Raw genomic sequence first — 12602 nt, forward strand, 5'->3', positions numbered from 1 at the left:
ATTCAGCTATGGGAAAAGGTATGGAGCAAGTAAGCCATTGAGGTTTACGTGTACCCTGTATTTTGGGTTTCTTTGTTCATGCCGTAGCTTACCTTAGATCTGTCTTTGAATGCTTGATCCAACCCTGAATTGCCAAACCGCCGGCTGATGCCAGCGGTTTTTTTTGTTCAGCAAAAAGGATGCAGGAAGGATGAGGCCTCATGATGACATTGGTACGCTTACATGAAGTATCAAAAGAATGGAACGGTATTGAATTGTTTACAGGATTAAATTTGGAGATTAATGAGGGCGAACGACTCGCCATTTTGGGTCGCAACGGATGTGGCAAGACAACGTTGTTACGTATCATTTTGGGTGAGGAGCATGGTGGAGGACGGATTGAACGTCATATCCCTCAGCAGGAATGGGGGTTCATGCGCCAGCGCTCGGAGATTGAGACCGGGATGAATGTACTGGATGCGGTCCGCCGTGAGAGCGGTCAGATCTATGAAGTGAAACGGAACTTGGAAGAACTGGAACAACGGTTGAGCATGAGCACTGAAGCGGATGAAGAGCTGCTTGCAGCTTATACACAAGTGATGGAGCAATATGAACAGTTGAACGGTTATATGTGGGAGACTGAGGTAGAGAAAGTACTGACTCGCCTTGGATTATCCGCAGAGCATTGGAACAGACCCTATCATTCCTTGAGCGGTGGACAAAAAACAAAGGCTCGTTTGGCGGGGCTGCTTGTCAGCAAACCCAAGTTCCTGATCCTGGATGAACCGACAAATCATCTGGATGAGGGAAGCATGCGCTGGCTGGAAGAGTGGTTATCCTCATATGAAGGTACGTTGTTATTTGTATCACACGATCGTACGTTTATTGATCAGGTAGCAACAGGAGTCATTGAGTTCAGTCCAGATGCCCTGACCAAATACAAGGGAGGTTACTCCGACTACAAGATCCACAAAGAGCGTGAATTACGCGAACAGGAAACGATCTACCGCAGGCAGGAATTGGAACGTAAGGCGTTGGAAGAAACGATTCGAAATTATCAGGAATGGTTCCATAAAGCGCATAATTCGGCGACTGATGTGGAGGTGAAGATCACCCAGAGTTTCTACAAAGCCAAAGCCAACAAAAATATTTCACGTTACCATGCGAAACAAAAACAGCTGGAACGTTTGGAGCGGGAACGGGTGGATAAACCTCGTGAAGCTGCAAAGTTGAACATGGAATTACAGATGAATCCACTGGCTGCACGCCAGCTGATTGCGCTGGAAGAAGTGAGTTTTTCATATACGGGAGACAAAACATTGCTGCGCGATCTTCGGATTGCTGTGGAACGTGGAGATCGGCTTGCTGTACGAGGTCCTAATGGAACGGGCAAGACAACACTGCTGAAGTTGATGATTGGTGAACTGGAACCTTCGCAAGGCAAGGTCACACGGCATCCACAGCTGAAAATCGGTTACTTTTCACAGGAGCTGGAAGGGCTCCCCGAAAATCAGACGCTGCTGGACAGCTTGCTTACTCTTCCATCCATGACACAAAGTGCGGCACGTACCATTCTGGGATGTTTCCTATTTTCCAGAGATGATGTATTCAAGCGCATTGGGGATTTGAGCATGGGGGAAAAGTGCAGAGTGGCATTTCTGAGACTGTACTTTGGCGGAGCCAATCTGCTGGTGCTGGACGAACCGACCAACTATCTGGACATCGATACCCAGGAAGTCATGGAAAATGTATTAAAACAAGCTTCAGGTGCTTTGGTGCTTGTATCCCATGACCGGATGCTGACGAAGTCACTCGCGAATCGGTTATGCGATCTGGAGGCTGGTGGCACAGCAACTCTGTTTGAAGGAGGTGTGTCGGATTGGGAGCAGTCCACCAAACTTCGGGAGGTGGCGCTGGAGACCCGGGAATCCGATGACGAGCGGTTACGATTGGAGATGCGCCTATCGGAGTTGCTGTCTCCTGTGAGCACTGCTGGGAAAGACAGTCTGACACAGCCCGAGCATTCGAATGAGCGAGCAGTCGAGGCAGCTGAGATTCGCGAAATCCAGCAGCGCCTGAAACAATTGAAAGATAATGGTGCAAGCATAAATTAGAACATGGACGGCTTGCTATTTCGATCTATTTTGCATATAATTATGAACGATCATCGATGATTACATCGATATAGGTAAACTAAGCAAACGTGATGATGGAGATAAGTAAGCAGTGCCTCTGGACAGGGAGGAAGCGCCGTAGATTGAGAGCGTTTCTGTAGAACAAGGCTGCCGAAATTCACTCCGAAGCGGTTCCCTGAACCTGTTTGTGTGCAGACACAGAGGCAACAGTAGGGGCAAACGGTTAACGGTCGTTATTCCGTACAAAGTGAGACAGAACCAGTTGCAGGCCATAAGGGCCACGCAGCAATGGATGTCTAACAAGGGTGGTACCACGGTCTTTTCGTCCCTTCAGGGGAGAGAAGGCCTTTTTTTGTTGCAAAAACACCACAAAAAGGGGGCAATTACACATGAAAGAACGTTTAGAGGCATTGAAGATCGAAGCGCTGGAGCAGTTGTCTGGTGTGAATGATCCGCAGACGCTCGGTGATCTGCGTGTAAAGTATTTGGGGAAAAAGGGTGCATTAACTGAGATTTTGCGTGGTATGGGTGCGCTTAGTGCGGAGGAACGTCCAGTTATTGGTCAAGTCGCCAATGATGTTCGGGCTGCCATTGAGGAAGTCATCGACAGCAAGCAGGATCAGTTCCAGAAGGAAGAGACGGCGAAGCGTCTGCAATCCGAGAAAATTGATGTGACCCTGCCAGGACGTCGCGGACGTCAAGGCGGGCTGCATCCACTGACCAAAGTGGTACAGGAGATCGAAGATATTTTCATCGGTATGGGATACCGCGTTGCGGAAGGTCCTGAAGTCGAAATGGATTATTACAACTTTGAAGCATTGAATCTGCCGAAGAATCACCCGGCGCGCGATATGCAGGATTCTTTCTATGTTACCGAAGACTTGTTGATGCGTACCCATACATCTCCGGTTCAAGTACGTACCATGCAGAGCATGAAGGGCGAAGTGCCTGTCAAAGTCATCTGCCCAGGTAAAGTATACCGCCGTGATGATGACGATGCGACACACTCTTTCCAATTCAACCAGGTTGAAGGATTGGTCATTAGCGAAAACATTCGTATGAGCGATCTGAAAGGAACCCTACTGCAATTCGTACGCGAAATGTTCGGTTCCCACACAGAAATTCGTCTGCGCCCAAGTTTCTTCCCATTCACAGAGCCAAGTGCGGAAGTGGATGTAACTTGTGTACAATGTGGCGGCAGCGGCTGTCGCGTATGTAAGCAAACAGGCTGGCTTGAAATTTTGGGCGGCGGTATGGTTCACCCGAAAGTACTGGAAATGGGTGGATACGATCCGGAGAAATACAGTGGTTTTGCATTTGGAATGGGCGTAGAACGTATTGCGATGCTGAAGTATGGTGTCGATGATATCCGTCATTTCTACAATAGCGATCTGACCTTCCTGAAGCAATTTGGACGGCTGTAACTTTAAGACAAGAAAGATTAACCATATAGAGCAAGCGAATGAACCGGGAACACCAATTTATAGATGAAGGAAGTGAACGTCCATGAGAGTATCGACAGATTGGCTGTCTGATTATATTTCCCTTGAAGGTGTGACGCCACAGGAATTGGCTGAGAAAATCACCCGTGCGGGTGTCGAAATTGATGTAGTGGAGAACCGCAACAAGGGCGTCAATAAAGTTGTTGTAGGTTATGTGAAGAGCAAGGAGAAACACCCCGATGCAGACAAACTGAATGTATGTGTCATCGATGCTGGTCAGGAAGAAGATCTGCAGATCGTGTGTGGTGCGAAAAATGTGGATGCAGGCCAAAAAGTAGTCGTAGCCCTGGTTGGAGCAAAGCTCCCTGGTGGATTGGATATCAAAAAAGCCAAACTGCGCGGTGTTGTCTCCCTTGGCATGATCTGTTCCGCCAAAGAGCTGGGCATGAACGACAAATTGTTGCCGAAAGATCAGCAGGAAGGTATTCTCGTTCTGCCGGAACAAACAGAGGTTGGCACGCCAATCAGCCAGGTTCTTGGTCTTGACGATCATGTTCTTGAACTGGACCTGACACCGAACCGTTCCGACTGTCTCAGCATGCGTGGTGCAGCTTATGAAGTGGGTGCCATCCTGGGTCGTGAAGTGAAGCTGCCAAGTCCCAAAGACCAACTGGTTGAAATTGGTGATGCAGCCGCGAATCATATCTCTGTAGAGATCAAGGCACAGGAGCAATGCATTCACTATGCAGCTCGTTATGTAACCGGCATTAAGCTGGGTGCTTCCCCGCTGTGGATGCAAAACCGTCTCATGGCGGCAGGTGTTCGCCCAATCAATAACATCGTTGATATCACGAACTATGTCATGCTGGAATACGGTCAACCGCTACATGCATTCGATGCGGATAAGCTGGAAAAGGGCCATATTGAAGTGCGGATGGCCAACGAAGGCGAAACGATTGTTACGCTGGATGGACAAGAGCGTAAGCTGGAGCCACACATGTTGCTCATCACGGATGGCGTGAAACCAGTAGCCATCGCTGGGGTTATGGGTGGCGAGAATTCCGAGGTATCGGAAGACACGGTGAATCTGTTGCTGGAGTCCGCCAAGTTCGACGGCGGAACCGTTCGGAAAACGTCACGCCAACTGGGGCTACGTTCCGAAGCAAGCATGCGTTTTGAGAAGGAAGTAGACCCGGGTGCGGTGATTACGGCTTTGGATCGTGCGGCTGAACTGATTCAGCGTTATGCTGAAGGTGAAGTGCACCAGGGAATCGTGGAAGCTGGAGCAGAAGTTGCGGAGAAACGTGTAATTCAATTGTCGCTGGACAGACTGAATCGTTATCTGGGAACTGATCTGTCTTTGCTTGAGGTAAAAACGATCTTCGCTCGCTTGCACTTTGCATGTGGTGATGCTGATCAAGGATTGCTGGATGTGGAAGTGCCAACACGCAGAGGGGATATTACGCTTGATGTAGACTTGTTTGAAGAGATTGCACGCCTGTACGGATACGACAACATTCCAACCACATGGATTGAAGGGCCGACGACTCCAGGGGCATATACACGCTCTCAAGCAATGCGCCGCACGATTCGTGGATTGCTCTCAGGCAGTGGCTGGCAGGAAATGATCAGTTACTCCTTTGTACACCCGGATAAAGCGACATTGTTTCCGGCATTGACACAAGGCAGTAAAGCCGTGAAACTCGCGATGCCTATGAGTGAGGACCGCAGTGTGCTTCGTACGAGCATTTTGCCGCAAATGCTGGATGCAGCGGTGTATAACATGAACCGTAAACAGGATTCACTGGCTGTATTCGAAGTGGGCAATGTGTTCTTCACCGAAGAAGATCAATTGACCAAGCAACCACATGAGATTCCGGTACTGGGCTTGCTGCTCACCGGGAATCGTGCAAGCCAGCAGTGGAATGTTGGAGCGGAGAAAGTAGACTTCTTTGATCTGAAAGGTGCTCTTGAGCATCTGTTCGCCTATGTGGGACTTGAACAACGCATTCGCTTGGTAGCAAACAGCCCTGAAGGATTCCACCCGGGACGTTCCGCATCGGTTTACCTGGAAGGTAAGGATGGCGGGGAAGGTACATTGATCGGTACAGTGGGTCAATTGCATCCGGAACTGCAACAGCAGTATGATCTGAATGATGTGTACATCGCAGAGATTGCACTTGAATCGATCTATAATGAAGCAGACGCTGACATTCGTTATCGTGAGCTTCCGCGTTTCCCGGCCATGGAACGTGATATCGCGGTTGTTGTGAATGAGGATATTGAAGCAGGAGATATGCTGCGCGCCATTCGTGAATCGGCGGGTGAATTGTTACAAAACGTACAGGTATTCGATGTGTTTACTGGCAGTAAACTGGGCGAAAACAAGAAAAGCGTGGCAATGGCACTGGTGTACCGGAATCGTGAACGTACACTGACCGATGAGGAAGTTACTGAAGTTCATGCCCGTGTAGTGGCTCGTCTGGAAGAGCAATTCGGAGCGGAATTGCGTAAATAGGACAAAAGAAGATTTTTTGAACAAAGATTAGCAGGAATTGTTTGAAGTCACATCGAATCCTTAGCATTAGAGGATCGATGTGACTTTTTTGTGATTACAGCTTAGAATCAACATACAGACTTGAAGGAGGGCACAACTGTGACTACACCTGATCGTACACGCGTCACCGTAGAGATCTACGGGACTTCCTATAAACTGGTTGGCAGCAGTGCCGACTATATGAAACAAGTAGCTAACCTGGTGGATGAGCGTATGGGCGCAATCTCCAAGCAAAATTCCCGTCTGGATACTCCGCGTATTGCGGTACTGGCGGCTGTACATATGGCTGAACAGTCTCTTCAGACTCAGGAAATCCGTAATGAACTGAAGATGCTCACTGGAGAACGTACAGAACTGAGAAACGAATTGAATCGGTTAAACGCCATACAAAATGAACATCAACAAGAATTGGAACGGCGTGACCAGGCTCTTGCTGATTTGCAACAGCTGAAGATTGAAGCAGAGCAGGCGTTGCAAAAGTCCGAATCGGACAAAAATTCAGAGATAGCCAAGTTGAATAAGCTGCTGGAGCAAGAACGCGCTCAAGCAACGGAGCGAGTGCAGAAATTGCAGGCCCAAGCGACAGCACAACTGAAGGAAGCAGAAGCCAAGGGAACGAAACAGCTGAAGGAAATGGAAGAGAAAGCGGCTAACCAGCTTAAAAATGCACAGGCACAGGCTGCTTCCCAGCTCAAAGAAGCTCAGAACCGTTCTGTAGCCGAATTGCAGCAGGCGCAGGCCAAAGCTGCGGCGCAATATAAAGAGTTGCAGGACAAGACTGCAGCTCAATTAAAAGAAGCCGAAAGCCGTGCCGTTGCAGAACGTCAACAGATTGAAGCCAAGGCTGCGCAGCAGGTCCAGACAGCCAAGGAAGAAGCCGAGTCGGCCATTTTGTCCGAGTTGGAGCAGGCAGAGAGCAATCTGAAGAAAGCTCAGGAAGAGGCAGCGCTGCAATATAACGAACTTCAGCAACAGATGGAACTTCGTCTTCAACAGGCTGAAGAAAAAGCGCTACAACAGACACAAGAGCTCACGGATCAGGCGAATCAGGAACGGGCTGACTTGCAGGAACAAGCGGAGCAGAAGCGCCTGACTGAGATAAATCAGTTGAATGCGGAGTTCAAGGCGTTATCCGAGCAGTTGGAACTCGAATGGATGGAAAAAGAAGCAACCCTCGAGGAACAATTGCAGCAAGCCAAGGAAGCAGCAACGTCCCAGGCAAAAGAAGCCGAAGCGGCGGCAGAGGCCTTGTTGCAAGAAGAACAGGGCAAGCTCAAGCAGCAACTTGAGGACCAACGTAAACAGGCGGAGACTCGACTATTAGATGTCGAAGAGCAATTAGAAGAAGTGATGACCCAGCTCATCAGTGCACAGGACATGGTTGCAGAGCAAGAACAGCAGCTTCAGCACGAGCGTGGTCAATTGGAATCGTTACGTCATGAGCATGGGGTCCGTAAACAGGAGCAGGAAGTTCAGACTCGCCGAATTACGGAACTGGAGCAACAACTGGAGCAGTTGAAAGAGGACCGTTCCCAGTTGCAGGAGCTACTGCGTGAAACGGAACAGGCTGCCCAGCAATCCCGTGATTCACAGGAACAATGGAAGCAGAAGTATAATGAAACTGTGGATAGAGAAACCTCTCTCACAGCACAGCTACGCAAACTTCAGGAGCAACATGCACAGCTTGAACAGGAAGTTCAGAAGCTTCGTGAGGCTGAAGTGAAGTCGGAAGAGGAACAGCGCAGGTTGCATAAGGTGCTTGAACAGGCTCATGCTGCGGTGCGTACATTGCAGCATGAGATCGGCACGCTTACGGAACGTGAGCAGTCCTGGAAGGACCTTGCTGAGCAGCGATTGGCTGAGATCGGAGACCTGGAGAATCAGATTCTTGAAGTTGCTGAACAAAATGAAACGTTGGAGTCTGGTGTGCAATCCCTTCATGATGAATTGTCCGTGGTGAAGGAAGAGTCTCGTTTCAACCATGAAGAGGCTGTGCAATACCAGAAGGATGCAGAGCTTTTGGAAGAGAAACGCAATCAGCTTGAAGTTGAGCTAAATGTTGTTCGGGAAGAGCTGAACCGACTTCAGGATAACTATAAACAAATCCGTAATGATTACAGTGATGCATTACAACGGGAAGAGAATTACAGTTCCAAGCTGGATGAATTGAGCAAGGAGAAACAAGAGATTGTGAGCTCACTTGAAGAAGCGAGACAGTCTTCGGCTAAACTTTCCGAGCGTTACTCTGAGCAAGAGAGCCGGCTAGCCCAGACTGAGGAAGAAGCGTTGGAATGGCAGATCAAATACGAAGAACTGTCAGCCAAACAGACCGAGTTGGCATCCCGTCTGGAGCAGTTGACAAGACGTGAAGAAGAACTTCGCTCAAGTGTTGAACAAGCAGAGCAGAACGACCAGGTGTGGCAACGCCGTGCAGATGAATGGGCGGCTCAGGAACAATCCTGGCAGGAACGCTGGGCTACACTTGAGAATGAACTGACGGTTTGGAAGAGAGAAAGTGCTGCAAGTAGTGAGTTGCTGGAGGGACTGGAGCAAGAACGACAGCAACTGGACAAGTTACGTGCAGAAGCGACCCAAGAGAAAGAGATCATGGAAACTGAACTGCTTGAGATGGGGGAGCGTTACGAACTAGCGGCCAATCAATTACGTTTGTTACAGGTTGAACGTGAAATGGAGCAGGAGAAGGCAGAGCAGCTGAACACGGAATATCGTCAGTTGCATGATGAATATACGAAATTGCAGACGGAATATAACGAATGGATTGAATTGATTGAACAGGACCAGGCCTAGCGGAATGAATGTAGCAGAACTGGCTCGTGGGCAACGTACTCTGGTACAATTTGTTATACTAAAGAAGGAGCTCCCGTCGCTGCGGGGGCTCCTTGTCTTGAATACTATTCTTCAACGATAATTTTGGAGATCATGCTGCTGTGTCCTGAACCACAGAAGACAGAACAGGACATTTCAAACTCACCAACTTTGTCCGGGGTTATGACTTTGGAGCTATTTCTGGTATCCAGTTGAAGATTCAGCTCAGGCACAAGGATACCGTGATTTCCGTTTTCATTTTTATAAACAATGTTAACGGGAACGCCTTTTTTAAGATGGTACTCAGGTTGATCGAATTCATAGTTACTCGCCTTGATGACCAATTCTTCACTGGCTGTAACTCCAGCATCAGCATCGGATCCATTGCTGCCAGATTCTGCGGACTGTTTTGCTCCTCCACATGCAGTGAGGACCAGAATTAACATACAGGCAGCAAGCCATGTTATGCCTTTCTTCATCATGTGCCTCCTTAAAGCGTGATATGGATAAAATTTGAATGATTGCTCCAGTCATCATACCGCAATATGTGGATGCCTGTACACGCTGCGTATGTCGTTTTCTTGAAAATTGTACATGTACGGCAGAGCGTGTGTACTGCCCGAATGAAATAAACCCCTTCCGGCACAGGGCCTTCAGAGGTTTAGGAGAATACATGGGGACGTTAGGGTGAAGTGGAGATTAACTTTTGGAGCTTCGTCCGGCATCAAAAGGGGTGGATACCGGGATGAAGAGATCGATAATCCCGATAACCAGCGCAGCGAGAATGGCACCGAGCAGGCTGACTTCAACATGATCTACAACATATTGACCAAGCCAAATCACCAGTGCGCTAACGATAAATCCGACAATACCGCGACCAAACGGGTTGACTCTTTTGCCGAAGATACCTTCAACGATCCAGCCGAGCAGGGCAATGACAAGAGCAAGCAACAGAGCGCTCCAGAAGCCACCAACGGCGAATCCGGGAACGATCCAGCTGACCACCATTAATACAATTGCAGCGATGACAAATCGCACGACATGTCCCAGGAAATTCATGGTGTTTACCTCCTTTTATTCGGATTGAACTGAGCAGGGCAACTCCAAGGGGATGGAGAGGTTGCACAATCCTGACACCTGTAGTTTGTGGTGTTATGGTTGAAGTTATGTGTGGAAGGATTCGTTAAATAGCGTAAGAAAGTTTCTTTCGTTATAATACAGATATAGTTTGGAAGGAGTTGTACACTTGGACACGAAAATTTTACACACACTGGAATATCGCAAAATTTTAAATACATTGCTCAGCTTTGCCCAGACGACCATGGGAAAAAAGAAAGCGGAGCAACTTGAACCAAGCAGTGAACTTGAAGAAGTGAAGCGATTGCTGCAGCAAACCGATGAAGCCTTCACATTTGATCGCCTGAAAGGCTCACCGTCGTTTGGAGGAATTGTAGATATTACGGCTTCCATCAAACGTGCTGAAATTGGAGGCACACTTAACCCTCACGAACTTTTGGGAATATCCAATACAACCTTTGCGGCGCGGCGATTGAAACGTCAGATTGGTACTTTGCATGAAGATGAGCCCATCGAATCATTGTTCTATATCAGTGATCAACTGTCAGAGCAAAAAACGCTTGAGGATGCCATCAAAATCTGTATTGACGATAATGCAGAGGTTGCCGATAGTGCAAGCGTAACGTTGGCGCAGATTCGTCGTGAGCTGCGAGGCGGAGAAGCGCGAATTCGCGAAAAACTGGATTCCATGATTCGATCCTCTACCGTATCCAAGATGCTTCAGGATCAGCTCATCACCATCAGAGGAGACCGTTTTGTTATCCCGGTGAAAGCTGAATATCGTTCATACTTTGGCGGGATTGTGCACGATCAATCTGGTTCGGGTGCGACATTGTTCATTGAGCCGGAATCGATTGTTGCAATGAACAACAAATTACGTGAAACCCGGATTCGGGAAGAACGCGAAATAGAAATTATTTTGCAGAAATTGACGGCACTTGTCAGTGAGCAGGGAGAGTGGCTGTTGTATGATGTCGACTTGCTGGGATCACTTGATTTTATCTTTGCCAAAGCACGTCTGGCTCGTGAACTGAAAGCAACATTGCCTCGCATGAATGACCGCGGGTTCCTGAAGCTCAAGAAAGGCCGTCATCCACTGATTCCGATTGAAAACGTGGTTCCAATTGACATAGAGTTGGGCAATGATTACACATCCATTATCGTGACAGGTCCGAATACGGGTGGTAAAACGGTAACGCTCAAAACAATTGGATTGCTGAGCCTGATGGCCATGTCCGGTTTATTTGTTCCGGCTGAGGATGGCAGTCAGTTATGTGTATTTGATGCGATCTATGCAGACATTGGGGACGAGCAGAGTATCGAGCAGAATCTGAGTACTTTCTCCAGTCATATGACCAACATCATTCGCATTCTGAAAAACATGACACCAAAAAGTTTGGTATTGCTTGATGAACTTGGCGCAGGGACAGATCCGGCTGAAGGTTCCGCACTGGCGATCTCCATGCTGGAGCATATGCACCGGACGGGATGTCGCATGGTTGCAACCACTCACTACAGTGAACTGAAAGCATACGCATATGAGCGTAAAGGTGTTATTAATGCCAGCATGGAATTTGACATCAACACACTGAGTCCAACCTATCGCCTTCTGGTGGGTGTACCTGGACGAAGTAATGCATTTGCCATTGCAGAGCGACTGGGATTGCCGGGTTACATTCTCGACTACGCCCGTGGCGAAGTGAAGGAAGAGGATCAACGGATTGAGCACATGATTGCTTCTCTTGAAGAGAACCGTCTTACGGCTGAACAAGAGCGTGAGAAGGCAGAGAGCTTGCGCCAGGATATGGAGAAATTACGCAGTCGTCACCAGACCGAACTGGAGAAACTGGAACAGCAACGTGATCGCCGGATTGAAAAAGCAGAAGAAGATGCACGCAGTATTGTGGACAAGGCTCGCGCGGAAGCGGAGAAGATTATAGCAGATCTTCGCCTGTTGGCTATGGAAGAAGGTGCTTCCGTGAAGGAGCACAAACTCATTGCTGCCCGCAAACAGCTGGACAAGGCTGAACCGGAGAAACGCAGAAAAACGGTTAAGAAAACGGCAACAGCGCCGAAGACTCGTGCTATCGGTCCTGGTGATGAAGTGCTTGTCTACAGTTTGAATCAAAAAGGCCATGTTGTAGAGATGGCGGGCAGCAAAGACGCTATGGTACAACTGGGGATTATGAAAATGAAAGTGTCCCTGGATGACTTGGAACTGCAGCAATCGGCTCCCGCAGCCAAACCAAAGCAAAAACCGGTAACGGGTATGAAGCGCACACGTGATGACAATGTGAAAAGTGAATTGGATCTGCGTGGTACCAACCTGGAAGAAGCCCTGATGGAGACAGACCGGTTCATTGATGAAGCTTTCCTTGCCAACCTGGGCCAAGTTTATATTATTCATGGTAAAGGTACAGGAATTTTACGTTCCGGTATTCAGGATTACCTGCGTAAGCATAAACATATAAAAAGCTACCGGCTGGGCAATTACGGAGAAGGCGGTAACGGTGTGACCGTCGCAGAATTGGAATAGCCGGTCCATGAATCAATGATATTCTGCGACCTTATTCATGAAGGTCGCAG

General features: G+C 48.4%; 7 protein-coding genes. 5 read left to right on the forward strand and 2 right to left on the reverse strand.

Annotated elements, in window-relative coordinates; genetic code table 11:
- The first annotated feature begins 200 nt into the window (after positions 1-200).
- From abc-f to NST38_RS09055, 4 genes are all read left to right on the forward strand, one after another.
- A complete protein-coding gene (abc-f, locus tag NST38_RS09040) occupies positions 201-2093 on the forward strand; it encodes a ribosomal protection-like ABC-F family protein (protein ID WP_341343915.1) in 1893 nt (630 codons plus the stop codon).
- Between the two features lie 410 nt (positions 2094-2503).
- Positions 2504-3538: a phenylalanine--tRNA ligase subunit alpha gene (pheS, locus tag NST38_RS09045; protein WP_017689641.1), complete on the forward strand. Its 1035-nt coding sequence runs from the start codon at positions 2504-2506 to the stop codon at positions 3536-3538.
- Between the two features lie 82 nt (positions 3539-3620).
- Positions 3621-6074, forward strand: coding sequence for a phenylalanine--tRNA ligase subunit beta (pheT, locus tag NST38_RS09050; RefSeq protein WP_076252442.1), 2454 nt, complete (start codon positions 3621-3623; stop codon positions 6072-6074).
- A gap of 138 nt (positions 6075-6212) precedes the next feature.
- The gene (locus tag NST38_RS09055) at positions 6213-8921 is read left to right on the forward strand and encodes a hypothetical protein (protein WP_076252440.1); all 2709 of its coding nucleotides are present in this window, start codon (positions 6213-6215) and stop codon (positions 8919-8921) included.
- Between the two features lie 104 nt (positions 8922-9025).
- Here NST38_RS09055 and NST38_RS09060 read toward each other — a convergent pair whose 3' ends face one another.
- Together NST38_RS09060 and NST38_RS09065 are read right to left on the reverse strand one after the other, a co-directional pair.
- The gene (locus NST38_RS09060) at positions 9026-9418 is read right to left on the reverse strand and encodes a cytochrome c oxidase subunit II (protein WP_036669784.1); all 393 of its coding nucleotides are present in this window, start codon (positions 9416-9418) and stop codon (positions 9026-9028) included.
- Positions 9419-9638: 220 nt separating this feature from the next.
- A complete protein-coding gene (locus tag NST38_RS09065) occupies positions 9639-9998 on the reverse strand; it encodes a phage holin family protein (RefSeq protein WP_036610114.1) in 360 nt (119 codons plus the stop codon).
- Between the two features lie 187 nt (positions 9999-10185).
- Here NST38_RS09065 and NST38_RS09070 point away from each other — a divergent pair, with 187 nt between their 5' ends.
- Positions 10186-12552 (forward strand): endonuclease MutS2, encoded by a 2367-nt coding sequence (locus tag NST38_RS09070; RefSeq protein ID WP_076252437.1) that lies wholly within the window; start codon positions 10186-10188, stop codon positions 12550-12552.
- The last annotated feature ends 50 nt before the right edge of the window (positions 12553-12602 follow it).

The sequence above is a fragment of the Paenibacillus sp. FSL H8-0104 genome (assembly GCF_038050215.1).
GTDB classification, from domain to species: Bacteria; Bacillota; Bacilli; order Paenibacillales; family Paenibacillaceae; genus Paenibacillus; species Paenibacillus amylolyticus.

Coding starts and splice junctions, on each gene's coding strand:
- abc-f (WP_341343915.1), top strand. CDS start 201: ATGATGACATTGGTACGCTTACATGAAGTATCAAAAGAATGGAACGGT.
- pheS (WP_017689641.1), top strand. CDS start 2,504: ATGAAAGAACGTTTAGAGGCATTGAAGATCGAAGCGCTGGAGCAGTTG.
- pheT (WP_076252442.1), top strand. CDS start 3,621: ATGAGAGTATCGACAGATTGGCTGTCTGATTATATTTCCCTTGAAGGT.
- NST38_RS09060 (WP_036669784.1), bottom strand. CDS start 9,418: ATGAAGAAAGGCATAACATGGCTTGCTGCCTGTATGTTAATTCTGGTC.
- NST38_RS09065 (WP_036610114.1), bottom strand. CDS start 9,998: ATGAATTTCCTGGGACATGTCGTGCGATTTGTCATCGCTGCAATTGTA.